The sequence below is a fragment of the Ruminococcus sp. RTP21484sp1_RTP21277st1_D2_RTP21277_210401 genome (assembly GCF_040924225.1).
In the GTDB taxonomy this organism is placed as follows: Bacteria; Bacillota; Clostridia; order Lachnospirales; family Lachnospiraceae; genus Blautia_A; species Blautia_A faecis.
This window is the reverse complement of the sequence record NZ_JBCOMJ010000036.1, coordinates 1-23,606: the sequence shown is the minus strand read 5'-3', so window position 1 is coordinate 23,606 and position 23,606 is coordinate 1. Positions and strand designations below refer to the sequence as shown.

The 23,606-nt window shown below is 42.5% G+C and carries 38 protein-coding genes; 1 reads left to right on the top strand and 37 read right to left on the bottom strand.

Features of this window, described 5'->3' with window-relative positions; all coding sequences use genetic code 11:
* Window positions 1–31: 31 nt before the first annotated feature.
* On the bottom strand, window positions 32–259 hold the full coding sequence (locus tag AB5706_RS19495; protein ID WP_368366273.1) for a hypothetical protein: 228 nt from the start codon (window positions 257–259) through the stop codon (window positions 32–34).
* Window positions 260–499: 240 nt separating this feature from the next.
* On the opposite strand from AB5706_RS19495, the gene AB5706_RS19490 reads away from it, so the two are divergent.
* Entirely contained in the window at window positions 500–1,072 is a 573-nt protein-coding gene (locus tag AB5706_RS19490; protein ID WP_118581157.1) for a xanthine phosphoribosyltransferase, read from the top strand.
* 83 nt (window positions 1,073–1,155) lie between these two features.
* Here AB5706_RS19490 and AB5706_RS19485 read toward each other — a convergent pair whose 3' ends face one another.
* The 36 genes from AB5706_RS19485 to rpsJ form a co-directional block, all read right to left on the bottom strand.
* Entirely contained in the window at window positions 1,156–2,622 is a 1,467-nt protein-coding gene (locus AB5706_RS19485; protein WP_195477638.1) for a substrate-binding domain-containing protein, read from the bottom strand.
* 63 nt (window positions 2,623–2,685) lie between these two features.
* The gene (locus AB5706_RS19480; RefSeq protein ID WP_195477639.1) at window positions 2,686–3,330 is read right to left on the bottom strand and encodes a WYL domain-containing transcriptional regulator; all 645 of its coding nucleotides are present in this window, start codon (window positions 3,328–3,330) and stop codon (window positions 2,686–2,688) included.
* 103 nt (window positions 3,331–3,433) lie between these two features.
* The gene (locus AB5706_RS19475) at window positions 3,434–4,159 is read right to left on the bottom strand and encodes a type 1 glutamine amidotransferase (protein ID WP_173718240.1); all 726 of its coding nucleotides are present in this window, start codon (window positions 4,157–4,159) and stop codon (window positions 3,434–3,436) included.
* Window positions 4,156–5,493, bottom strand: coding sequence for a Mur ligase family protein (locus AB5706_RS19470; RefSeq protein WP_118581169.1), 1,338 nt, complete (start codon window positions 5,491–5,493; stop codon window positions 4,156–4,158). Before AB5706_RS19470 ends, AB5706_RS19475 begins: the two co-directional genes overlap by 4 nt.
* Window positions 5,494–5,618: 125 nt before the next feature.
* Window positions 5,619–6,473 (bottom strand): phosphatidylinositol-specific phospholipase C/glycerophosphodiester phosphodiesterase family protein, encoded by an 855-nt coding sequence (locus AB5706_RS19465; protein ID WP_173735071.1) that lies wholly within the window; start codon window positions 6,471–6,473, stop codon window positions 5,619–5,621.
* A gap of 83 nt (window positions 6,474–6,556) precedes the next feature.
* Window positions 6,557–7,093: a bL17 family ribosomal protein gene (locus tag AB5706_RS19460; protein ID WP_118581175.1), complete on the bottom strand. Its 537-nt coding sequence runs from the start codon at window positions 7,091–7,093 to the stop codon at window positions 6,557–6,559.
* Between the two features lie 110 nt (window positions 7,094–7,203).
* Entirely contained in the window at window positions 7,204–8,163 is a 960-nt protein-coding gene (locus AB5706_RS19455) for a DNA-directed RNA polymerase subunit alpha (protein WP_118581178.1), read from the bottom strand.
* Between the two features lie 54 nt (window positions 8,164–8,217).
* Window positions 8,218–8,811, bottom strand: coding sequence for a 30S ribosomal protein S4 (rpsD, locus tag AB5706_RS19450; protein ID WP_118581181.1), 594 nt, complete (start codon window positions 8,809–8,811; stop codon window positions 8,218–8,220).
* A 22-nt stretch (window positions 8,812–8,833) separates the two neighbouring features.
* Window positions 8,834–9,229 carry a 30S ribosomal protein S11 gene (rpsK, locus tag AB5706_RS19445; protein WP_148461639.1) on the bottom strand — a complete coding sequence of 132 codons (396 nt, stop codon included), beginning with the start codon at window positions 9,227–9,229 and terminating at the stop codon, window positions 8,834–8,836.
* Between the two features lie 57 nt (window positions 9,230–9,286).
* Window positions 9,287–9,655, bottom strand: coding sequence for a 30S ribosomal protein S13 (gene rpsM / locus AB5706_RS19440; protein WP_117852568.1), 369 nt, complete (start codon window positions 9,653–9,655; stop codon window positions 9,287–9,289).
* Between the two features lie 299 nt (window positions 9,656–9,954).
* Window positions 9,955–10,068: a 50S ribosomal protein L36 gene (gene rpmJ, locus AB5706_RS19435; RefSeq protein ID WP_003022746.1), complete on the bottom strand. Its 114-nt coding sequence runs from the start codon at window positions 10,066–10,068 to the stop codon at window positions 9,955–9,957.
* Between the two features lie 295 nt (window positions 10,069–10,363).
* Window positions 10,364–10,582, bottom strand: coding sequence for a translation initiation factor IF-1 (gene infA / locus AB5706_RS19430; RefSeq protein WP_117852566.1), 219 nt, complete (start codon window positions 10,580–10,582; stop codon window positions 10,364–10,366).
* Between the two features lie 33 nt (window positions 10,583–10,615).
* The gene (gene map, locus AB5706_RS19425; protein ID WP_118581184.1) at window positions 10,616–11,374 is read right to left on the bottom strand and encodes a type I methionyl aminopeptidase; all 759 of its coding nucleotides are present in this window, start codon (window positions 11,372–11,374) and stop codon (window positions 10,616–10,618) included.
* A gap of 18 nt (window positions 11,375–11,392) precedes the next feature.
* On the bottom strand, window positions 11,393–12,037 hold the full coding sequence (locus AB5706_RS19420; protein WP_118581187.1) for an adenylate kinase: 645 nt from the start codon (window positions 12,035–12,037) through the stop codon (window positions 11,393–11,395).
* A gap of 71 nt (window positions 12,038–12,108) precedes the next feature.
* Complete coding sequence (gene secY / locus AB5706_RS19415; RefSeq protein WP_148461640.1) at window positions 12,109–13,425, bottom strand: preprotein translocase subunit SecY; 1,317 nt, start codon at window positions 13,423–13,425, stop codon at window positions 12,109–12,111.
* Window positions 13,426–13,438: 13 nt separating this feature from the next.
* Window positions 13,439–13,879: a 50S ribosomal protein L15 gene (gene rplO, locus AB5706_RS19410; protein WP_118581190.1), complete on the bottom strand. Its 441-nt coding sequence runs from the start codon at window positions 13,877–13,879 to the stop codon at window positions 13,439–13,441.
* A 21-nt stretch (window positions 13,880–13,900) separates the two neighbouring features.
* The gene (gene rpmD / locus AB5706_RS19405) at window positions 13,901–14,083 is read right to left on the bottom strand and encodes a 50S ribosomal protein L30 (protein WP_117852555.1); all 183 of its coding nucleotides are present in this window, start codon (window positions 14,081–14,083) and stop codon (window positions 13,901–13,903) included.
* 14 nt (window positions 14,084–14,097) lie between these two features.
* The gene (gene rpsE / locus AB5706_RS19400; RefSeq protein WP_117852552.1) at window positions 14,098–14,607 is read right to left on the bottom strand and encodes a 30S ribosomal protein S5; all 510 of its coding nucleotides are present in this window, start codon (window positions 14,605–14,607) and stop codon (window positions 14,098–14,100) included.
* Window positions 14,608–14,625: 18 nt separating this feature from the next.
* A complete protein-coding gene (gene rplR / locus AB5706_RS19395; RefSeq protein WP_118581193.1) occupies window positions 14,626–14,994 on the bottom strand; it encodes a 50S ribosomal protein L18 in 369 nt (122 codons plus the stop codon).
* A gap of 17 nt (window positions 14,995–15,011) precedes the next feature.
* Window positions 15,012–15,551: a 50S ribosomal protein L6 gene (rplF, locus tag AB5706_RS19390; RefSeq protein ID WP_118581196.1), complete on the bottom strand. Its 540-nt coding sequence runs from the start codon at window positions 15,549–15,551 to the stop codon at window positions 15,012–15,014.
* A 95-nt stretch (window positions 15,552–15,646) separates the two neighbouring features.
* On the bottom strand, window positions 15,647–16,048 hold the full coding sequence (rpsH, locus tag AB5706_RS19385; protein WP_148461641.1) for a 30S ribosomal protein S8: 402 nt from the start codon (window positions 16,046–16,048) through the stop codon (window positions 15,647–15,649).
* A 199-nt stretch (window positions 16,049–16,247) separates the two neighbouring features.
* Window positions 16,248–16,433 carry a type Z 30S ribosomal protein S14 gene (locus tag AB5706_RS19380; protein ID WP_117852543.1) on the bottom strand — a complete coding sequence of 62 codons (186 nt, stop codon included), beginning with the start codon at window positions 16,431–16,433 and terminating at the stop codon, window positions 16,248–16,250.
* A gap of 73 nt (window positions 16,434–16,506) precedes the next feature.
* Complete coding sequence (gene rplE / locus AB5706_RS19375) at window positions 16,507–17,046, bottom strand: 50S ribosomal protein L5 (protein ID WP_118581202.1); 540 nt, start codon at window positions 17,044–17,046, stop codon at window positions 16,507–16,509.
* Between the two features lie 22 nt (window positions 17,047–17,068).
* Complete coding sequence (rplX, locus tag AB5706_RS19370) at window positions 17,069–17,380, bottom strand: 50S ribosomal protein L24 (RefSeq protein ID WP_118581205.1); 312 nt, start codon at window positions 17,378–17,380, stop codon at window positions 17,069–17,071.
* A gap of 11 nt (window positions 17,381–17,391) precedes the next feature.
* Window positions 17,392–17,760 (bottom strand): 50S ribosomal protein L14, encoded by a 369-nt coding sequence (gene rplN, locus AB5706_RS19365; RefSeq protein ID WP_022067326.1) that lies wholly within the window; start codon window positions 17,758–17,760, stop codon window positions 17,392–17,394.
* A 14-nt stretch (window positions 17,761–17,774) separates the two neighbouring features.
* Complete coding sequence (gene rpsQ, locus AB5706_RS19360) at window positions 17,775–18,032, bottom strand: 30S ribosomal protein S17 (protein WP_117852536.1); 258 nt, start codon at window positions 18,030–18,032, stop codon at window positions 17,775–17,777.
* A gap of 18 nt (window positions 18,033–18,050) precedes the next feature.
* Window positions 18,051–18,260 carry a 50S ribosomal protein L29 gene (rpmC, locus tag AB5706_RS19355; RefSeq protein ID WP_118581208.1) on the bottom strand — a complete coding sequence of 70 codons (210 nt, stop codon included), beginning with the start codon at window positions 18,258–18,260 and terminating at the stop codon, window positions 18,051–18,053.
* Window positions 18,250–18,687 carry a 50S ribosomal protein L16 gene (rplP, locus tag AB5706_RS19350; protein ID WP_117852531.1) on the bottom strand — a complete coding sequence of 146 codons (438 nt, stop codon included), beginning with the start codon at window positions 18,685–18,687 and terminating at the stop codon, window positions 18,250–18,252. Before rplP ends, rpmC begins: the two co-directional genes overlap by 11 nt.
* Window positions 18,687–19,343, bottom strand: coding sequence for a 30S ribosomal protein S3 (gene rpsC, locus AB5706_RS19345; RefSeq protein WP_117852529.1), 657 nt, complete (start codon window positions 19,341–19,343; stop codon window positions 18,687–18,689). The genes rplP and rpsC overlap by 1 nt, the downstream gene beginning before the upstream one ends.
* Window positions 19,344–19,354: 11 nt before the next feature.
* Window positions 19,355–19,744: a 50S ribosomal protein L22 gene (gene rplV / locus AB5706_RS19340; protein WP_117852663.1), complete on the bottom strand. Its 390-nt coding sequence runs from the start codon at window positions 19,742–19,744 to the stop codon at window positions 19,355–19,357.
* Between the two features lie 97 nt (window positions 19,745–19,841).
* Entirely contained in the window at window positions 19,842–20,123 is a 282-nt protein-coding gene (gene rpsS / locus AB5706_RS19335; RefSeq protein ID WP_015526921.1) for a 30S ribosomal protein S19, read from the bottom strand.
* A gap of 15 nt (window positions 20,124–20,138) precedes the next feature.
* Window positions 20,139–20,984 carry a 50S ribosomal protein L2 gene (gene rplB, locus AB5706_RS19330; protein WP_118581211.1) on the bottom strand — a complete coding sequence of 282 codons (846 nt, stop codon included), beginning with the start codon at window positions 20,982–20,984 and terminating at the stop codon, window positions 20,139–20,141.
* Between the two features lie 62 nt (window positions 20,985–21,046).
* On the bottom strand, window positions 21,047–21,346 hold the full coding sequence (rplW, locus tag AB5706_RS19325; protein WP_117852524.1) for a 50S ribosomal protein L23: 300 nt from the start codon (window positions 21,344–21,346) through the stop codon (window positions 21,047–21,049).
* Window positions 21,346–21,966, bottom strand: coding sequence for a 50S ribosomal protein L4 (gene rplD, locus AB5706_RS19320; protein ID WP_118581214.1), 621 nt, complete (start codon window positions 21,964–21,966; stop codon window positions 21,346–21,348). The genes rplW and rplD overlap by 1 nt, the downstream gene beginning before the upstream one ends.
* 21 nt (window positions 21,967–21,987) lie before the next feature.
* Window positions 21,988–22,620 (bottom strand): 50S ribosomal protein L3, encoded by a 633-nt coding sequence (gene rplC, locus AB5706_RS19315; protein WP_117852520.1) that lies wholly within the window; start codon window positions 22,618–22,620, stop codon window positions 21,988–21,990.
* Window positions 22,621–22,700: 80 nt separating this feature from the next.
* Complete coding sequence (rpsJ, locus tag AB5706_RS19310) at window positions 22,701–23,018, bottom strand: 30S ribosomal protein S10 (RefSeq protein ID WP_117852518.1); 318 nt, start codon at window positions 23,016–23,018, stop codon at window positions 22,701–22,703.
* Between the last annotated feature and the right edge of the window lie 588 nt (window positions 23,019–23,606).

The following is a 23,606-nucleotide window of genomic DNA, read 5'->3' as shown; positions in this document are numbered from 1 at the left end:
GTAGCTTAAGATCCGCCTCATGACCTGCAGCTTATATTTCCGTAAACGAACACCGCTGCCTGATCTGCGAGGTCTGAATATCAAATATGATGGTGCCATCTTCCAGAACCGTCTTCTCATAGGTTACTTCTTTTCCCTTAAATTTATTCTTCACATATTCCTCAGGATCTTCAATTTCCACCTCGTCCACAAATACATCCCTCATCTGGTTCCTTGGACATTTATTGAAAATTTCCCAGATTACTTCATACTCTTTCATATTCTCACCTGCTCTTTTTTGTAAAACTATCTGCTCCTTTGTCATCTCCCGCATTTGCGTTACTGTTTCCCCGGCTGACTGCAGATGTTTTTCACAATAAAGCTAATCCTTTTTCCATAAATTAATTTCATTATAGATATTTTGTACTTTTTTGTCAAAAATAATTGAACTTCTTCAGAGAATGTCGTATCATAGAAATACTAAAATCGAAACGACATGAAGCGAAAAGGAGATATAGCCATGCAGCTTTTAAAAGAACGTATTCTGAAAGATGGCGTTGTGAAACCAGGCAATATATTAAAGGTAGACAGTTTCCTGAACCACCAGATGGACATTGACCTGATCAATGAGATTGGTAAGGAGTTTAAGGCGCGTTTCTCAGACTGCCCCATCACCAAGATCCTCACTATTGAAGCTTCCGGTATTGGCATTGCCTGTATTGCAGCACAGTATTTTCATGTTCCTGTAGTATTTGCCAAGAAATCCCAGAGTGTAAACCTGGACGGCGAGATGTACTGCACCAAGATTGAATCATTTACCCATAAGAAAGTTTATGATGTTATTATTTCCAAGAAGTTCCTTAGTCCAGAGGATCACGTACTTCTTATTGATGATTTCCTTGCAAATGGCTGTGCTCTTCTCGGACTGATCGATATTGTAAAGAAATCCGGAGCTACTCTTGAAGGTGCCGGAATCGTAATTGAGAAGGGCTTCCAGCACGGCGGACAGCAGATCCGCGATATGGGTGTCCGTCTGGAATCTCTGGCTATCATTGATTCCATGACAGATGATTCCCTGACCTTCCGCGATTAATTTTTAAGAGCAAAAATACCAGTAATCACCAAACGATTACTGGTATTTTCATTTTACTTACGTATTTTCATTTTACTTCCGTTTTATGCTTTTCCACTACTCTGCAGCTTGCTATTGCTCTCCTGGTTTTCTCCATCCTTTACAGCCGGAACTTCTTCTGTGCTCACTTCAGGCTCATCCTTTGGAATTACCTGGCTCTTTTTCTCAGGCTCACCACCTTCCGGTGTAAGACTCGCCTCCGGCGTCACTGTCACTTCCGGTGTCGGACTTACTTCCTCGGGAACAGGCATAGGAGAGGCTTCCGGCGCGATCATTTCTGCCAGATAGAATCCATTATCCACAAGAATCTGATAATTATCCTTATCGATCAGCTTTCCATCACAGGTAACCGTTCCAATGATCTTCACACCATTATCATACTGGGAATAATTATTGATATCAACGTCATCCCCATTCAGGTAGGTTTCCACCAGCTTCGTCAGGGCTTCTGCCAGATCCCGGCGATCCAACATGACTGTAAAACCGATTTTTTCTTCTGCCACACTTTTAACAGCATCTGCATCTGCATTTACACCTGTGATCAGAGGCCAGTTCTCATCACCAGGCTGGAGCTGCTCTTTTTCCAGAAGCTCCAGAGCTGCCAGAGCAAAATCATCAGAAGCAGTGCAGATAATATCCGGAGTTTTCTCCAGAGAATAAAATTCGTCTATCTCGGATTTCAGCTGCTTCTTCGCAGTATCTGTATTCTGATCCATAATGCTGGTTTCATCAAAAGTCACACGGCCGGAACGACAGATCAGGGTACCATCGTCAATATACTCCTGCAGCACCTCCATTATCCCGTTAAACAGGAATAACGAAGCGTCATCATCCGGAGAGCCCATAAGAAACTCTATGGTACGGGCACCTCTGTCTTCCCGGACTTTATCCAGTTCTTCTTTCTCTACAATATTTTTGGCAATCTCTTTTCCAATCGCCCGCATATTAAAAGTGACAAAGTATTTCACGTTTGGCGTATCCATGATCAGATTGTCATAGTCAATCACCGGAATTGAGAGCTCAGAAGCCTCTTCCAGTACATCTGTAAGACCATATGGATCAACAGGTGAAATTACCAGTGCTTTCAGTTTCTCATCCTGAAGAAGCTCCCTGATCTGTTCTGCCTGGGTGTCAGAATCGTCCCCGGCAAAATACATAGCAGCTTCATAACCTGCCTCTTCCAGACGTGATTTCAGTTCTGTACGCTCCAGACTGCTGTTGATATCCTCTCCCTCTTCCGGAAGCAGAACCCCCACCTTATCAAGATTTTCCTCCGGGGCTTCAGTTGTCTCACTTTCTTCTGAATTTTCATCACTTTTATCACTGTCCTGTTTATCGGACTTTCTATTCGTATCCTTTTTGCTGTCAGCGTCCTTCGTGTCTCCAGTGCCCTCATTTTCGTCCTCAGTGCTCTCTTTTACAGCCTCGGTGGCTTCATTTTTACTGCAGCCTGTGAGAAAAGCACTGCACACCAAAAGTCCGGTAAGAAGTCCTGCAATTTGCTTTTTCATAAAAATCCCTTTCTATGTAACTTCATATCATTCTCTATTTCCAAGCTTTTTCAAAAAGCATTCTTACTTATATTCTTTCAGGATTCCCTTCAGGTAATCACGGTAAGCCTGAACTGACTTCTTAGGCTTCATAAGGATTACATCTTTCCCCATGCCTGTAAGCCATCCGTAAAACTCAGAGGTCTCATCCACCTGCACTGCAGCAACGAAAGTATCCTCTTCTTTCTCCTTGTACTGGGCATAATTTCCAAGTGCTGCCATGACTTCTTTCTTTTTCTTATTTCTGCAAAGAAGCTTCACCGGTTTATCCTCCTCAGAATCTGACGGTGGAAGCAGCCAGGAATTTTTCGCTTTTTTTTGAGCCTCATTGGAAAATGCACTGCCTTCATTCTCTGTTCCAGCACTGTTTTTTGCAGAGTCTTCCGGATTTCCACTCTCCTTTTCTGTAGTGGATGTATTTACGCTCTCTGAGTCAGCTTCTCCGGCAACATAATATCCGGTATACTTTCCTCTTTTAAACTTAATGTCCATGCCAAAGCTTCTCAGCACTTCCATATCGTCATAAATACTTTTTCGCTCAGCACTGACTCCGTTTTCCTGAAGTTTTCCAATAATTTCCTGCATAGTGCACGGATGTGTTTCACTGGTCTCTCTCAGTATTTTTTCAAGATAAAGGATTTTCCCTTTTTGATTGATTCCTTTTGCCATATCGTTCCCCTTATTTTTATCTGTACATATCCAGAGCGTGTTTGAAAAAGGCTTTCTGCAAGGCAGGAATAATTTTTCAAACAGGCTATGGAGCTTGTTTGTATCAGTTCTCTTTTACAAAACGATGATATACGTAATCATTTGCTGCCTTCTCTTCTGTATCATCCAGTGGCGCAAGCCGGACTTCTTTTCCATATTTCTGCTCAAGAGCATGTGCGATCAGCCAGTCTGCCAGCTGCGGGTTCTTGGGAAGAAGCGGACCGTGAAGGTAAGTTCCGATCACATTCTTGTAAACCACACCCTCATAGCCTGTTTTTCCATCATTTCCAGATCCATAGAGTACTTTTCCCAGAGGCTTGCAGTTATTAATGCAGGTTCTTCCTCCATGGTTCTCAAATCCAACCACAGGCATATCAAAAAGGTCGCTTTTCAGCACAATATTGCTGATCAGACGTCCCTCTCCCTGTTCGGTGTAAAGATCTACCAGGTCAAGCCCTGTAATGGTTCCCTGATCTGTCTTATAATATTTTCCAAGAAGCTGATAGCCACCGCAGATAGCGATAACTACGCCGCCATCTTCCACATATTTCTTAAAATCCGGCTGAATTTCCTTCAGCTTTTCACAAACCAGCATCTGCTCCCTGTCGGAACCACCACCCAGTAGCACAATATCCAGTCTGGAAAAATCAATCTTGTCCCCCAGTTCAAAGGCAATGGTCTCTGCCTCAATTCCACGCCACTGGCAGCGTCTCATAAGGCACTGGATATTTCCTCTGTCTCCATACAGGTTCAGGAGATCAGGATATAAATGTCCGATTGTCAGTTTCATTCCTTTTCTCCCTCCATTTTCTTAAGAATATTATGAGTGCTGAATAATGCAGTGTAGTTTACCAGAACGTAGAGATTGCCTACGCCGTCTTCAATCCTTTTTCGGATCGCTGTTTCCACATTTTCCTCAAGCATAACCGGAATGTCCACATATTTCATCCGAAGGCGCATATCCTGGCAGCGGATACCGCTGACTGTAATGGAATGAATGCTCGCATCGCCCAGAAGGTCAAAATCCACATCCCAGAGCCAGGAAATATCTGTTCCATCCTGTGCATTGTCGTTGATGGTGATAATAATATCTTTCTGTGTTTTATCCTGCATAACTGCGGAAATATTCTGGTTAAAACCGGCAGGATTCTTTGCAAGGTTCAGCATAACACCAGTGCCTTTAATACGGAACTGTTCCATACGTCCATTTTCCGGATTGAATTTCTGAAGCATATTCTGGAAATGCTCACCGGAAAATCCAGCTGTACGGAGTCCGGCATAGGCAGCCAGAATATTATATACATTATAGAATCCTTTGTAATTGGCTGTAAGGTGCTTATCCTCCACCTGAAAAGACAGCTGGTCACCAACCTTTACATCATGGGCATCATATTTGATTTCCGGTCTTGCAAAGCCACAGGATGGACACTTGTAATCACCCAGCTGACTATAGTGGTAAAAACTGTATTCCAGCCTGGCACCACACTTTTTACAAAAACGACCTTCCCGTATCTCGTTTGCCGCGCTCTTCTGGACAGGTTTACTGATTCCATATGTGATATACGGATTTCCGCTGTCCATAGCAAGATACGCAGAAAGCGCATCGTCGGCATTTACGATTACCTGCATTTTCGGTACTGTGCGGATCATTTCTTCCAGAATGTTCATGGTAATATCAATTTCACCGTAGCGGTCCAACTGGTCACGGAACAAATTAGTCAGAAGCATGTAGTCTGGCTTCAAACCTGGAAATACATGGCGGGTAGAAGCCTCGTCTACTTCAATGCAGGCGTAATCTGCATCCAGCCTGCCTGTAGGTCCTGCAGCCAGCACAAAGGCTGCTACAACACCGTTTAACATGTTAGAACCGGTGTGATTGCAGACTACTTTCTGCCCTTCATTTTCAAGGGCTGCGCAGAGCATATTGTTGGTGGTGGTCTTACCGTTGGTTCCACAGGTTACAAATATTTTCTTCCGCACCTGAGAAGAAAGATCTTCCAGGATGTCAGGATTGATCTTTAATGCGATCTTGCCCGCCCAGGTCACTCCCTGGCGTCCCATTTTCCTGCAGATAAAGCCTGCAGATTTCGCTGCAAAAACAGCAGCCATTGTTCTGATTTTCATGTGTATTTAATCCTTTTTCACTACTATTCACAGAGAAAAGCCCAAAAAGCAATTATGAATGAGCCAATGAATGGCAGTCCTTTTCAAGTATTATTTTCGTATGTTATATAATTAGACAGTGCAACTTAATTCAGGTTATCGGTGATCAGTACATCTGTACAGACACCTTGCGCCCCATTCGCCAGATATCTTCTGGCTTCCTCTTTGTCATTTATGGTATAAATATATACCAAAATGTCCCGTTCGTCAAAAATTTTCTGCACTTCTTCAGACCAGTAGTCACGATAAATGGTTACAGCCATAATTTTATTGGTTTGACAGAATTCTGCAATATCATTCAATTCTTCTGTGGTATATCCCTGCCACAAAGAATAAATATATGCGGGAAATTTATACAAAAGTGCTGTTCCAGGATACATTGCTGAATTATATATTTCCGGGATGATCTGTCTAAGCGTATGCTCGATGCCAGCTTTTATAGAGATTTCCCTATACTGTGCATAATCCTCAAGAGTACGCTGGTAATTGCGGACAGAATATTGTTTGGAATCTATCATTACAAATGCATCCGGATATTCGTCCAGCAGTTTCAGAAGGTCTTCAAAGGTCATAGGGGTGTATTTCCCATATATAGGCGTATTTAAAAATTCTTCTGAGGATAGAACTTTTCGTTCTTCTCCTTTCCATTGTCCAAGAGATTCTTTCCAGTTATGGCGGCACACCCAAACTCCATCACTGGTCTGCGTCAGATCCACCTCAAACAGGCGGCACCCCTTATCATAAAAATTGATAAAGCTTTCTCTGGAATTTAAGTATGTGAGACCGTCAATCCCACCCAGAGCATGCGTTATAATATTGTAATTTTCCCAGTCAAATTCCGGTGTATTCACTGGAATTTCTTTTTTCGCTTCGTACCGGGCGGAACCTGTCAAAAGCCAGGCTAACAAACAAATTTCTATTAATAAAAGTAACTTTCTCACGTTGGTATCCCTAAATTAAGAAAAAAGAGATATCTACGAAACGTAAATATCTCTTTTCTTATGATCAGTAATTCTGTTTCGGATTAAACCAGCTCGATGAGCACTTCCATAGCGCCATCACCTTTACGCTGTCCAATCTTAACGATTCTGGTGTATCCACCGTTACGGTTAGCGTATTTTGGTGCGATTTCCTCGAACATCTTCTTAACCATATCTACATCTTTGGTGTTTTTCTTCTTGCCAGCGCCCTTAGCCGGAACTTCTTTAACCGGGTAGAACACTTTCATCATCTGACGACGAGCGTGGAGTCTGGATGGAGCATCTTTTGTGATCTGCTTCTCAACTTCATCGTAAACAGTTTTCTTCTTACCGTCTACAACTTCTTTTACTCTCTTGCCTTCAGCGTCTTTTCTTGCAACTTTAGCTGTTACAGTAACAGTCTCAAAGTTGTCTTTCTCGCGAACAGCCATAGCTACAAGGCCTTCAGCGATCTTGCGGATCTCTTTAGCTTTAGCTTCTGTTGTAACAATTTTTCCGTTGTATAACAGATTTGTAACCTGGTTTCTTAACAGAGCTTTTCTCTGGTCAGCTGTTCTGCTTAATTTTCTATATTTTGCCATTTAATTTTCCTCCATCTGTGGGACAGCAGTCCACGCTTGTTCGGTCTTACTGGGCTGCTGCTTAGCAAATCCCCACTGTAATAATCTTACGCGATACCTTTATGGTTATCTTACTCTTCTGTTGGCTGAAGCTGTAAGCCCAGCTCTTTCAACTTGGCAAGTACTTCCTCTAAAGACTTACGTCCAAGGTTACGTACTTTCATCATGTCGTCAGAAGTCTTATTGCAAAGCTCCTCAACAGTATTGATGCCTGCTCTCTTCAGACAGTTGTAAGAACGAACTGAAAGCTCAAGCTCATCAATGCTCATTTCAAGAACTTTCTCTTTCTCATTGTCTTCTTTCTCGATCATAACCTCAGCGGTCTTTGCATTCTCGGAAAGGTCAATGAAAAGGCTTAAATGCTCGCTTAATACCTTTGCTGCAAGGCTTACTGCCTCATCAGGATCCAGCGTGCCATTTGTGTATACATCAAGTGTCAGTTTATCAAAGTCTGTAACCTGACCCACACGTGTATTCTGCACAACCATATTGACTCTCTCAACCGGGCTGTAGATTGCATCAACTGCAATCACACCGATTGGCATGTCATCTGATTTGCCCTTATCCGCGCTCACATATCCGCGGCCTTTTGTAATGGTAAGTTCCATTGCAAGTCTGCAATCCTTACCACCGTTTAAGGTAGCGATTACCTGATCCGGATTCATGATCTCGATATCCTGATCTGCCTGAATATCAGCAGCTGTCACAACACCTTTGCCCTCACACTCAATGTATGCGGTCTTTGGCTCATTGTCAGCACTGTTATTCTTAATTGCAAGACTCTTAAGATTCATGATGATCTCTGTCACGTCTTCTTTTACTCCAGGGATGGAGCTGAATTCATGAAGAACACCGTCGATCTTAACCTGACTTACTGCAGCTCCCGGCAGGGAGGACAGCATAATTCTTCTAAGAGAATTGCCAAGTGTAGTACCGTAACCTCTTTCAAGAGGTTCTACAACGAATCTTCCAAATTTTTTATCTTCAGATATCTCGGTAATTTCGATTTTTGGTTTATTAAAATCAAACACTATAAATTTCCCTCCTTCTGGGTTGTATGCAATTGAGGGTATTATCAGGGCTCATTATTTGGAGTACAACTCGACGATAAGCATCTCGTTTACAGGAACGTCGATTTCTTCTCTTGTAGGAAGCTCTTTTACAACGCCCTTAAGATTCTCCTGGTCAGCCTCAAGCCAGTTCGGAACAAGTCTTCCGCCTGTTACCTCAAGGATTCCTTTGTATCTCTCAGAACCTTTGCATTTCTCTTTGATCTCGATGCTGTCGCCAGCTTTTACGAGATAAGAAGGAATGTTAACGCATTTTCCGTTTACAAGAACGTGCTTGTGGTCAACGATCTGACGAGCTTCTTTTCTTGTTCTTGCGAATCCCATACGGAAAAGAACATTGTCAAGTCTTGTCTCAAGCATGATCATCAGGTTCTCACCAGTCTGACCTTTCATTCTGTCGGCTTTCTTGTAGTAGTTACGGAAAGGTTTCTCCAGAACGCCATAAATGAATTTTGCTTTCTGTTTTTCTTTTAACTGAAGACCGTACTCAGATACTTTACGGTTTGCACGTTTTAACTGTCTTGTGGATTTTTTATCAATTCCTAAATAAATTGGATCCATTCCAAGGGATCTACATCTTTTCAGGACCGGTGTTCTATCTACTGCCATCTTGGCTTACCTCCTAATTCAATTAGACTCTTCTACGTTTTGGTGGACGGCATCCGTTGTGCGGAACCGGAGTTACGTCACGGATACTTGTTACTTCAAGACCGCATGCCTGAAGGGCACGGATAGCAGCCTCACGACCTGATCCTGGTCCTTTAACCATTACGTCTACTGTTTTTAATCCATGAATTAAAGCAGCCTTTGTTGCAGTCTCAGCTGCCATCTGTGCTGCATAAGGAGTAGATTTCCTTGAACCTCTAAATCCCAGACCGCCGGCACTTGCCCATGAAAGAGCGTTTCCTTCGTTGTCAGTCAGAGTAACAATTGTGTTGTTAAAAGAAGACTGGATATGTGCCTGTCCGTGTTCAACGTTTTTCTTGACACGACGTTTTGTTGTCGTTTTTTTAGTTGTTTTTGCCATTTTAAAACTAACCTACGCTTTCCTTAATCAATCAAAATTTATAGTTAGGATACTGAATTATTTCTTCTTATTTGCTACTGTTCTCTTCGGACCCTTGCGTGTTCTAGCATTGGTCTTGGTCTTCTGACCACGAACCGGAAGTCCTTTACGATGACGGATTCCTCTGTAGCATCCGATTTCCTGCAGTCTCTTAATGTTCAGGGCGATTTCTCTACGAAGATCACCTTCTACCATCATTGTCTCATCAATGACAGCCTGAAGTCTCTTAACTTCATCATCAGTCAGGTCTCTGACACGTGTGTCAGGATTTACATTTGCCTGAGCAAGGATTTTGTCTGCACTTGGTCTTCCGATACCATAAATATAGGTAAGACCGATTTCGATTCTTTTCTCTCTTGGTAAGTCTACACCAGCTATACGAGCCATGTACTGTTTCCTCCATTTTCTTTACTGAAAGTTCTGCGTCTTCGTACATCACTTGTATCAGATACAAGGTGAAATGGGATGCATCCATACGCACTCTTTCTTAATTCTTAGTTCCTAATTGGGGTGCCTCGGTATAACACCCAGCTGCTTTTGGCGATTCGCAGCCTTTCCGAAATTTGCGGCCAACGGGCCAACGTTGCCTCCGGTATTAGGCAATACATGCTTAGTTCATTATATGTCAGATGATACAACCCATCCGGGTGTTTCACCTGCAGCCGCATTCACAAACAATGGATCAATCAACCCTGACGCTGTTTGTGCTTTGGATTCTCACAGATAATTCTGATAGAACCTTTTCTCTTAATGACCTTGCATTTCTCGCAGATCGGTTTTACAGATGATCTTACTTTCACTGGAAATCCTCCTTCCGTAAAATATAGCATTAAAATCTGCAGTTTAGGGCGCAGTTATACACACGTACAAGCGCGTCCGCATTGTATTGTAGCATTATGGTCTACAAAATGCAAGCAGTTTTTTAAATTTTTTTTACATTTTTCTAATTTTTTTAGTTTCTGAAAGTTTGAAACATTTTTTTCTATGTTCATTTGCTTCTATAATAATAGAAGAAACTCCTGTACCATGGGAGCTTTTCCCCAGGCACAGGAGTTTTATATTCATTAATCCGAATTTGCTATTAACAAATCTGAATTACTTATCTCGCCAGATGATTCTTCCCTTGGAAAGATCATATGGGGAAAGCTCCATTGTTACTTTGTCTCCTGGAAGAATACGGATAAAGTTCATGCGCAGCTTGCCGCTGATATGAGCAAGTACAACATGTTTGTTTTCAAGTTCCACTTTAAACATTGCGTTTGGCAGCTTCTCTAAAACAGTGCCTTCTACTTCAAGTACATCTACTTTTGACATTTTATACCTCCTGTATCGCCTTAATGATAATGATTAATACTCTGTGAGTGTCAGAATCTCCGGTTCGCCATCTGTAATCAGTATGGTGTTCTCATAATGTGCGGAAAGGGAACCATCCATGGTCACCACTGTCCATTCGTCATCCAGCCAGCATACATCTGCTCTGCCCATATTGATCATGGGCTCTATGGCAAGTGTCATGCCTGGAAGTAATTTCACTCCCCTGCGTTTCTGAGGGAAGTTGGGAATCTGCGGATCTTCGTGAAGATGAGTACCAATCCCATGTCCCACCAGATCTCGTACAATACCATAACGGTATTTCGCCGCATACGCTCCGATTGCCTTGGAAATATCATTGAGATGATTTCCTGCTTTCGCGAATTTTATTCCTTCAAAGAAGCACTGCCTGGTTACATCCATAAGCTGCTTGGCTTCTTTGGAAACTTCTCCGACTGCATAAGTACGGGCCGCATCAGAATGATATCCTTTATAGATCAGTCCTGCATCAATCTTTACCAGATCACCATCCTGGATAATTTTGTCCTCCGAAGGAATTCCGTGGACCACTTCATCATTCAGGCTGATGCAGAAGGAGCCAGGAAAGCCTCCATAATTCAGAAAATTGGGAATGCATCCCATGGAACGGATCATATCTTCGCCAATACGGTCGATTTCCTTGGTACTCATTCCTGGTTTGATATAAGGGATCAGCCCGTCATGGACTTTTTCCAGAAGATGTCCGGATTCCCTCATAAGTTCAATTTCTTGTGCTGTTTTTATTGAAACTGACATTACTTCTTATCCTCTATTCTATTCGCCAAGGATCTTCACAATATCACCAAATACCTCATCCAGGTTCTTGGTGCCATCTACAGTTTTCAGTACGCCCTGACCAGTATAGTAGTCGATAAGCGGCTGAGTCTGCTCATGATATACATTCAGACGCTTCTGTACAGTCTCCGGCTTGTCATCGTCACGAAGCACAAGATCCTCACCACATGTATCGCAAACCCCCTCTGTCTTCGGAGCTGCAAATACAACGTGGTAGGTTGCACCACATTTTACGCATGCACGTCTTCCACCCATACGGTTCACGATATTCTCATCCGGAACATCAACATCAATAGCATAATCAATCTTGCTTCCCAGCTTGCTTAAAGCATCGGTAAGGCATTCAGCCTGTGGGATTGTTCTTGGAAAACCATCCAGAACATAGCCGTTCTTGGCATCCGGCTGCTGGATTCTGTCCACAACAAGGTCGCAGGTAAGTTCATCCGGTACAAGCAGACCCTGGTCCATATAAGTTTTTGCTTTTTTCCCAAGTTCTGTGCCATTTTTGATATTGGCACGGAAAATATCGCCTGTAGAGATATGGGGAATACCATATTTCTCAGCAATTTTCTTAGCCTGGGTTCCTTTTCCTGCACCTGGTGCACCTAACATGATAATTCTCATAAAAAGCCCTCCATTTTCTCATACTACGAATTAAGGCTGTGACGCATATAAGCACCACAACCTTTATTCTTTTAGTTGTTCAGGAAGCCTTTGTAATTGCGGACAAGCATCTGTGATTCAATCTGTTTCACAGTCTCCAGGATAACTCCAACAATAATGATGATGGAAGTACCACCGAAGGATACGTTTGCACCGAATACTCCATTGAAGAAGAACGGAATAACCGCAACGATAATCAGGCCTACTGCACCTATAAATATAATATAATTTAAGATTTTAGTCAAATAGTCTGACGTTGGTTTTCCTGGACGAATACCAGGAATGAAACCACCCTGCTTTTTGATATTGTCTGCAACTTCCAGCGGGTTGAATGTGATGGAAGTGTAGAAATATGCAAAGAATACGCAAAGTACAATATACAGAAGCAGTCCCCAGCTATACTGTGGCTGACTTGGATTACACCAGTTATTGGATGATAATCCTCGAATAATCTCACTGCCGATGCCGGTTCCATTAGCTTTTCCTGCAAGCTGTGCGATTACGCCTGGGAAAGACATAATTGAGGAAGCAAAGATAACCGGAATAACACCAGCGGTGTTAACTTTCAGCGGTATATTGGTAGTCTGACCACCCATCAGTTTTCTGCCGACCATTTTTCTGGAATACTGAACAGGAATTCTTCTCTCTGCACCGTTAAGGATCAGTACGAATACCACCATGACAACGATGATTGCAACAATGATAACCCCTGCAAGCAGTCCTTTTGCAATTGTTTTTCCTTTGATGAAGTTCTCATAAAGAAGAGATAAGTCACTTGGAACACGGGAAACGATGTTAATGGTCAGGACGATGGAAATACCATTTCCAACACCCTTCTCAGTAATACGCTCACCGATCCACATCAGCATGGCAGAACCAGCTGTGAGACAAGCAACTACAGTTAAGCCCTTAAAGAAGTTCATGTTCGGGATCAGACCCTGGCGACCAAAACCGATTGCCATTGCCACAGACTCAAACAACGCAAGACCAACAGTTACATAACGGGTAATGGCAGTAATTTTCTTTCTGCCCTCTTCTCCATCTCTCTGCATCTCCTCCAGAGCCGGAATGGCAATTGTGAGAAGCTGCATGATAATGGATGATGTAATGTATGGCGTGATGTTCAATGCAAAGATTGACATCTGGGTAAATGAGCCACCGGTGAACGCATCAAAGAAATTGAATGCGTCACCAGTGTTTTTAGCAAACCACTCTTTAAAGAAATCGCTGTCTACTCCTGGAACAGGAAGCTGTGATCCAATACGGATGACAAGAATCATCCATAATACATAGAGGAGTTTACGTCTCATCTCTTTTACTCTGAAAACGTTTTTGAGAGTTTCAAACATTTGATCACCTCTATTAGATCAGCTCTACTGTACCACCTGCAGCTTCGATTTTAGACTTTGCAGTCTCACTTACAGCGTTTACTTTAACTGTAAGCTTCTTGGTAAGCTCGCCGTTTCCAAGGATTTTAACGCCGTCACCAGCTTTGGAAATTGCACTGCTTGCAAGTAAGCTCTCAACTGTAACCTCTGCACCATCCTCAAAACGGTTCAGAACATCAACGTTGATTGCAATGATCTCTTTAGAGTTTCTGTTTGTGAATCCTCTCTTAGGCAGACGTCTGTATAAAGGCATCTGTCCACCTTCAAATCCCGGTTTCTTGTGTCCGGAACGTGCTAACTGTCCTTTATGGCCTTTACCAGCTGTTTTGCCGTTTCCTGAACCATGTCCACGGCCTCTTCTGAAGTTATCGCTGTGCTTAGAACCCTCAGCTGGTCTTAAGTTTGATAATTCCATTATGGCACCTCCTTTTTGTAATTATGCTTCTTCTACTTTTACCAGGTGCTGTACCTGCTGAATCATTCCTCTTGTTGCCGCATTGTCTGGCATCTCAACTGTTTTGTGCATTTTGGTAAGACCCATTGCTTTAACAGTAAGTTTGTGCTTCGGAACTGCGCCAATCGGAGATTTTACTAAAGTAACTTTTAATGTATTTGCCATTTTAATATTCCTCCTTAAGCCAGAATCTCATCAACAGATTTTCCACGAAGTTTTGCAACTTCTTCCGGAGTTTTTAACTGTCTTAAGCCTTCGATGGTTGCAAGAACAACATTCTGCTTATTTCTGGATCCCATACATTTTGTACGGATGTTTTTGATACCAGCTAACTCGATAACGGCACGAGCCGGGCCGCCGGCGATAACTCCAGTACCTTCCGGAGCTCTCTTAAGAAGCATGGAAGCGCTTCCGTAAGAACCTACGAAGTCATGTGTAATGGAACCATTCTCATCTCTTGCTACGGTTACTAATTTCTTAATAGCATCCTCTTTTCCTTTGCGGATTGCTTCCGGAATCTCGGCTGCCTTTCCAAGTCCTGCACCAACGTGTCCATTGCCGTCACCTACAACAACTAAAGCTGTGAAACGGAAGTTACGACCACCTTTAACAACCTTGGTAACACGCTTGATTGATACTACTTTATCTTCTAACTCTAACTGACTAGCATCAATAAGATTACGTTTCATGTGTTTCGCTCCTCCTTATTAGAATTTCAGTCCAGCTTCTCTTGCTGCGTCTGCCAGTGCTTTTACTTTACCATGGTAAATGTATCCACCTCTGTCAAAAACAACTTCCTCGATGCCGGCTTCCACTGCCTTCTTACCGATTACAGTGCCAAGATATGCTGCTGCTGCAACATCGTCGGTGTTCTCAAGCTGTGCTTTTACGTCTTTCTGAAGAGTAGAAGCAGATACTAAAGTCTTTCCAACGGTGTCATCGATAATCTGTGCATACATGTGTTTATTGGAACGAAATACTGCAAGACGCGGAGTTGTTGCAGTGCCATTTAAATGATGACGTAATCTTCTATGCTTTTTCTCGCGAATTTCCGCTCTAGATGCTTTATTAACCATTTTCTCACTCTCCTTAATTATTTCTTACCAGTCTTACCAACTTTGCGTCTGATAACCTCAGTATCATACTTAATACCTTTACCCTTGTATGGCTCAGGTCTTCTCTTATCTCTGATCTCAGCTGCAAACTGTCCAACTTTTTCCTTGCTGATACCGGAAACGATAATCTTGTTACCGTCTACTTTGGTCTCAATACCTTCCGGATCTTCCATTTCTACCGGGTGAGAATATCCAAGGTTTAAAGTAAGCTTCTTGCCCTGCTTAGCGGCTCTGTAACCAACACCGTTAACTTCAAGAGTCTTGGTGTATCCTTCGCTTACACCAACAACCATGTTGTGGATAAGGCTTCTTGTTAAGCCGTGAAGGGATTTCATTTTCTTTAAGTCGTTTGGTCTTGCAACAACTACATGACCATCTTCAACTTTGATTTCCATCTCTGTTGGAAGCGCTCTCTCAAGTGTTCCTTTTGGTCCTTTTACGGTTACTACGTTTCCTTCTGCAACAGATACTTCAACTCCTGCCGGAATAGCAACCGGAAGTCTACCGATACGTGACATACTATGTGTCCTCCTTACTTAGATTATCGGAGAGGTTTTCGCAACCTCTCTGTTTTCAGTGTTTCGTCTACTTCTTGAATGTACGGAGCCGAAGCTTACCATACAAATGCAAGAACCTCGCCGCCTACCTGAAGTTTACGAGCTTCTTTATCGGTGATAACACCTTTATTAGTGGAAAGGATTGCGATTCCAAGTCCTCCAAGAACCTTCGGAAGCTCTTCCTTACCAGCATAAACACGAAGACCCGGTTTAGAGATTCTCTTTAAACCTGTGATGATCTTCTCGTTTTTGTCTTCGCCATATTTCAGTGTGATATGGATGTTTTTAACAACACCATCTTCAACTAAATCGTATTTTGCAATGTATCCCTCATCAACAAGGATGTTTGCAATTGCAATTTTCATCTTGGATGCTGGTACATCTACTGTGTCGTGTTTTGCAGTGTTTGCATTACGAATTCTTGTAAGCATGTCTGCGATTGGATCGCTCATTGTCATGTTAGTTTCCTCCTCATATTCAGACTTTACATGTCATAGTATATTTATATAAATTTACGTGTTACCTGTGTAACATCATCCCGTGACTAAACCGGTACTGCACCTTGCGGCTTGTACTCGTTAAGGTTCGGGATGGACTTTGCACGAAATTCATGTTCGCCTTACGGCTTACATTCATTAAGCGACTTTCAGCTTCGGCTTACCAGGAAGCTTTCTTAACTCCCGGGATCTGTCCTTTGTAAGCTAACTCACGGAAGCAGATTCTGCAGATTCCGTATTTTCTTAAATATGCATGTGGACGTCCACAAATTCTGCAACGGCTATATTCTCTTGTGGAAAATTTAGCTGGACGCTGCTGTTTGATTTTCATTGCTGTCTTAGCCATGAATCGTTCCTCCTATATCAGATCTGCTGACCCCGGCAAGGAGCCGGCGGTCAACTTTGGAATGTTCCTCTACTTATTTCGCAAAAGGCATGTTGAACAGCTTCAGTAACTCACGAGCTTCCTCATCAGTATTTGCTGTTGTAACGAAGATAATGTCCATACCTCTTACTTTGTCAACTTTATCGTACTCAACTTCTGGGAAGATAAGCTGCTCTTTGATACCAAGAGCGTAGTTTCCTCTTCCATCGAATGCGTTAGGATTAACGCCACGGAAGTCACGTACACGTGGAAGTGCCAGGTTGATCAGACGATCAGCGAACTCATACATCTTCTCGCCTCTTAATGTTACTTTACATCCGATCGGCATTCCCTCTCTGATTTTGAAGTTAGCAACAGATTTTTTAGCTTTTGTTGCGATAGCTTTCTGTCCTGTGATCAGCTCCATATCAGCAATAGCTGCGTCAAGAAGCTTAGCGTTCTCTTTTGCTTCACCAACACCCATGTTAATTACGATCTTGTCGAGTTTTGGCACTTGCATAACGTTTTTATATCCGAATTTTTTGGTCATGGCATCCATGATCTCATTAGTATAAAGTTCTTTTAATCTACTCACTTATGTCTGCCTCCTCTCTCAATTAATCGATAACCTTACCTGTTGCTTTGGCAACGCGGACTTTTTTGTCACCATCCATCTTAAAGCCAACTCTTGTTGCTTTTCCATCTGCCATAAGCATTACGTTGGAGATGTGAAGCGGAGCTTCTTTTGTGATGATTCCACCATTCTGGTTTGCAGCTGATGGTTTGGTGTGTTTTGTAACCATATTAACGTTCTCTACTAATACGGTATTGTCTTTTACGTTAACGGCAAGGACTTTGCCTTCTTTGCCTTTATCTTTACCAGCGATTACTGTAACAGTATCACCTTTTTTAATCTTCATAGCTGACATTAGGCACCCTCCTATAATACTTCCGGAGCTAAGGAAACGATCTTCATGAATTTTTTCTCACGAAGCTCTCTGGCAACTGGTCCAAAGATACGTGTTCCTCTCGGAGTTAAGTCGTCTTTAATGATTACGGCAGCATTTTCATCGAAACGGATATAGGATCCGTCTTTACGACGAGCGCCTTTTTTGGATCTAACTACAACAGCCTTTACTACGTCACCTTTTTTAACAACGCCGCCTGGTGTTGCATCTTTAACAGTAGCAACGATTGTATCGCCGATGTTTGCATATCTTCTTGTAGAGCCACCCATAACACGGATACAAAGGATTTCTTTTGCACCAGTGTTGTCGGCAACTTTCAGTCTTGTTTCCTGCTGAATCATACTGGTTATCCTCCTTATTTAACTCTCTCTACTACTTCAACCAGTCTCCATCTCTTGTCTTTGGACAGCGGTCTGGTCTCCATAACTTTTACGGTATCACCGATGTTGCACTCATTGTTTTCGTCATGAGCTTTTAATTTATATGTTCTCTTCACGATTTTCTTGTAAAGAGGATGTTTTACATGGTCTTCAATTGCAACTACGATGGTCTTATCCATCTTATTGCTGACAACCTTACCCACGCGGGTTTTTCTCAGATTTCTTTCCACGATTATGTCCTCCTAAATTCACTATTTGGAAGCGTTAGCTTTCGCAGTGATCACTGTCTGGATTCTGGCAATATTTCTGCGAACCTCTTTGATTCGTCCTGTATTGTCTAATTGATTGGTTGCATTCTGAAATCTCAGATTGAAAAGTTCTTTCTTAGCAGCTACTAATTCTTCGTTTAATTCTGCAGCTGATTTTGCCTGTAAATCTTCTACGAATTTATTAATTTTCACTGTTATCACCGCCTTCTAACTCTGCACGAGAAACTATTTTGCATTTACATGGTAACTTGTGCATTGCAAGACGTAATGCCTCACGAGCGATTTCTTCAGAAACGCCTGCGATCTCAAACATAACACGTCCTGGTTTAACAACTGCTACCCAGTATTCCAGGGCACCTTTTCCGGAACCCATACGAGTTTCTGCTGGTTTTGCTGTTACTGGTTTATCTGGGAAAATCTTGATCCAAACCTTACCACCACGTTTGATATAACGGGTCATAGCAACACGGGCTGCCTCGATCTGATTAGATCTGATCCAGCAAGGCTCGGTAGCAACAAGACCGAATTCACCATAATTGATCTGATTACCTCTAAGGGCTTTTCCTCTCATGGAGCCACGGAATTGTTTACGACGTTTAACTCTTTTTGGCATTAACATTATTTATCGCTCCCTTCCTTAGTTCCTTTAGTTGGAAGAATCTCACCATTGTAGATCCATGCCTTTACACCAACTTTGCCATATGTGGTGTCTGCTTCTGCGAAACCATAATCGATGTCTGCACGAAGTGTCTGAAGCGGAATAGTTCCATCGCTGTAGAACTCTGTACGAGCCATATCAGCTCCACCAAGACGTCCGGATACGGATGTTTTGATTCCCTTTGCTCCAGATTTCATTGTACGCTGCATTGTAGATTTCATAGCACGTCTGAAGGAGATACGGTTCTCCAGCTGAAGAGCGATGTTCTCTGCAACAAGCTGAGCGTCTCTGTCTGGTCTCTTAACTTCTTTGATATCAACGATAAGCTTCTTGTCTGTGTATTTAGCAAGTTCAGCTTTAACTTTCTCGATCTCAGCGCCGCCTTTACCGATTACGATACCAGGTTTAGCTGTGTAAATGATAACTTTGACTCTGTCAGATGCTCTCTCGATCTCGATCTTGGAAACACCTGCGCTGTATAATTTCTTTTTGAGGAATGTTCTGATGTTGTAGTCCTCTACCAGATAGTCTGCGAAATCGCTCTCTGCATACCATCTTGAATCCCAATCCTTGATAACACCGACTCTAAGGCCATGTGGGTTAACTTTCTGTCCCATGTTTATCCTCCTTATTTCTCATCCAGCACGATGGTAATATGGCTTGTTCTCTTCTCGATTCTGTAAGCTCTACCCTGTGCTCTTGGCTGGATTCTCTTCATTGTAGGTCCTTTATTTGCATAGCAGGCTGCAACGACGAGATTGTCTGCGTTCATTCCGTTATTGTTCTCAGCGTTAGCAATAGCTGATTCCAGTAACTTTTTGATTACGCTGGAAGCGTATCTTGGGTTGTATGTCAGGATACCAAGTGCTGTCTGCACATCTTTGCCACGGATTGCATCTAAAACGTAGCAGGCTTTCTGAACAGAAATTCTTGCATAAGATAATTTTGCAGACGGTCTTGTCTCTCTATTATTCTCATTTCTGGCTCTCTTAATCTGGCTTCTATGTCCTTTTGCCATTTTAAAGTGCCTCCTTTCGTCATATTCAATATTCAGGTAAACACCTGGGTTGCCCGGACCGCTTCTTGCGATCAGGCAGCCTGGTGAAAAGTACTAACTAACGAACACCGGATTTCTTTTCGTCTTTTCCGTGTCCTCTGTAGGTTCTGGTAGCAACAAACTCACCAAGTTTGTGACCAACCATATCCTCAGTAATATATACCGGCACATGTTTTCTTCCGTCATGGACAGCGATTGTATGTCCAACAAAAGACGGGAAGATTGTGGAACGGCGTGACCAAGTTTTGATTACGGATTTATCATTTGCAGCGTTTAATGCATCTACTTTTTTAAGTAAGCTCTGATCTGCAAAAGGTCCTTTTTTCAGTGAACGAGACATTCTTAATCCTCCTTATTATTTGCTTAAAGCTTTTCCATCGCGTCTTCTTACGATGAGCTTGTTGGACGCTTTGTTTTTCTTTCTTGTCTTCAGACCAAGAGCAGGTTTGCCCCAAGGTGTACACGGACCTGGACGTCCAACCGGAGCGCGGCCCTCTCCACCACCATGTGGATGGTCATTCGGGTTCATAACAGAACCGCGAACTGTAGGTCTGATTCCCATGTGACGCTTACGGCCAGCTTTACCGATGTTGATCAGGTTGTGATCACCATTTCCGATGATACCAACTGTAGCACGGCAGATGATCGGAACCATTCTCATCTCACCAGATGGGAGACGAAGTGTAGCGTATTTGCCTTCTTTAGCCATAAGCTGAGCACCATTACCAGCGGAACGAACCATCTGTCCGCCCTTTCCTGGGTGAAGCTCAATGTTATGAACCATAGTACCAACCGGGATAAGCTCTAACGGTAAGCAGTTACCTACACGGATTTCAGCTTCCGGTCCGTTCATAACTTTCTGTCCAACTTTAAGTCCTTCCGGAGCAAGAATGTATGCTTTCTCGCCATCTGCATAGCAGATAAGTGCGATGTTTGCTGTTCTGTTCGGATCATACTCAACAGATTTAACTACTGCCGGGATTCCATCTTTTCTTCTCTTGAAGTCAATGATTCTATATTTTCTACGGCTTCCGCCTCCCTGATGTCTTACAGTGATCTTACCCTGGTTGTTACGTCCAGCGTTTTTCTTTAAAGACACGGTAAGGGATTTCTCTGGTGTTGCTTTAGTGATCTCAGAGAAGTCGGAACCAGTCATATGTCTTCTAGACGGGGTATATGGGTTATAACTTTTGATTCCCATTTCTTTTCTCCTTTCAAATTTGTTCTCACGCTTTTGAATGCGTATAAACTGCTATCTGTTAATTAAAGACCCTCGAAGATCTCGATGTCTTTGCTGTCCTCTGTAAGGGCTACGATAGCTTTTTTGGATTTAGCAGTTTTTCCAACTACCATTCCGCGGCGTTTTTTCTTACCATCAAGATTCATGGTATTTACGCTTTTAACTTTTGTTCCATCGAACATTTTCTCAACTGCTTCTTTGATCTGAGCTTTGTTTGCTTCCGGATGAACAAGGAAAGTATATTTCTTCTCACCCATAGCAGCCATGGATTTTTCAGTGATCACTGGTCTTTTGATCACGTCGTAATATTTAATATCTGCCATTATGCGTATACCTCCTCGATGGATGCTACAGCGTCTTTAGTTACTACTACAGTACCGTGGCTCATAACATCATATACGTTGATGCCGTTAGCAGCTACAGTCTGTACGTTCTCGATATTTCTTGCAGAAAGGATTACGTTCTTGTCTTCCTGTGCTGTTACAATAAGAGCTTTCTCTGCTTTCAGGTTTGTAAGAACCTTCTGCATTTCTTTTGTCTTTGCATCAGCAAGTGCAAGGCTATCAACAACTACGAATTTATTGTCCTGAACTTTGGAAGTCAGAGCGGATTTAAGAGCTGCTCTTCTTTCTTTTTTGTTCATTTTTACTTCATAATCTCTTGGAGTTGGTGCGAAAATAATTCCGCCGCCTGTCCACTGTGCAGCACGGATGGATCCCTGTCTAGCATGACCGGTTCCTTTCTGTCTCCAAGGTTTTCTTCCGCCACCGCTTACTTCAGAACGAGTTTTCGCTTTCTGAGTACCCTGGCGTTTATTTGCAAGCTGACGAACAACAGCAAGGTGAACAAGATGCTCATTGACTTCAACGCCGAATACTGCATCGTTCAGCTCCATTGTTCCAACTTCATTGCCTTCCATATTATAAACAGTTACGTTTGCCATTTGTGTGCTCCTCCTTTCTTATTATAAGGACTTTACTGTCTCTTTGATTGTAACCAAGGATTTCTTAGGTCCTGGAACAGCACCTTTAACTAACAGTAAGTTATTCTCTGTATCTACGCGTACGATCTCAAGATTCTGAACAGTTACCTGCTCGCTTCCCATATGACCTGGCATGTGTTTTCCTTTGAATACCTTGCTCGGATCAGAACAAGCACCATTGGAACCTGCATGACGATGATATTTGGAACCGTGAGCCATAGGTCCTCTGGACTGTCCATGTCTCTTGATTGCGCCCTGGAAGCCTTTACCTTTTGAAACTGCTGTTGCATCGATGTGATCTCCAGCTGCAAAGATATCAGCTTTAATTTCCTGTCCTACCTCATATTCAGCAGCGTTCTCAAAACGGAATTCTTTAACGAATCTCTTAACTGCAACGCCTGCTTTTGCAAAGTGGCCTGTTTCCGGTTTGTTCACCAGTTTCTCTCTGATGTCGCCGAAGCCAACCTGAACTGCTGTGTATCCGTCGTTCTCATCTGTTTTAACCTGAGTTACGACACATGGACCAGCCTGTAAAACGGTTACCGGAATTAACATTCCATCTTCGTTGAAGATCTGAGTCATTCCGACTTTGGTAGCTAAAATAGCTTTCTTCATCTTTCTTCCTCCTATAGCGGATTGCCCTTTCGGGTAATCATATAATAAATAGCTAAATGCTTATGCATTTACAAGATTAATTATTTTGCCTTCATCTTGATGTCGATATGAACACCAGCAGGCATTTCCAGTCTGGACAGTGCATCAACTGTCTTCTGGGTCGGAGCAATGATATCAATCAGTCTCTTATGTGTTCTCTGCTCAAACTGTTCTCTGGAATCTTTATATTTGTGAACAGCTCTTAAGATTGTAACAACTTCCTTCTTAGTTGGAAGCGGAACCGGTCCGCTAACTGTTGCACCATTCTTCTTAACAGTGTCGATGATCTTTGCAGCAGATGCATCTACTAACTGATGATCGTAAGCTTTTAATGTGATTCTCATTACCTGATTTGCCATAAAAAAAGTCTCCTCCTATTCGTACTCACTATCAGTACGACAAGCGGCGACTGTACACATCTCCGTGTGTGTCCTAAAACATCTTCCTGCTACGGACATTCTTTCACACGTCCCATCCCAAGATGGCTATTGAACTTGTACAGTGACTTGTCGTCAGTTTCCTAACTTGACATTCGCTCCACGGAAAACCCGCCTTAGTCGGCGGCAACCTCGCGCTTCATTGCTATCATGTCACAGCAGATATTAGTATACACAAAGGTTTTAAAAATTGCAAGTGTTTTTTTCAAAAAATCCAGATGTTTTTTTGTATTATTTTAAATACAATCCAGAGTGTGTCTGAAAATGGTTTTATGCAAGATGTGAGTGTGTATATTCCAGTTTTTTCTTTCTTCCTATTATATAGTGCTTCTAATAGCTGTCGGTTACACTCCTGCTGCCGGCAACTATCAATCAGCTTTCATTATTTAACACAGTGGCTCTAAAACCTTACGAAATCATTGTCTTTTCCTTAATATAAAAAAGTGTCTTCGACACTTCAACTCCCCTGCCCCTCAATCTTGAGGGGATAGGGGTTTCTTTTTTTCAACT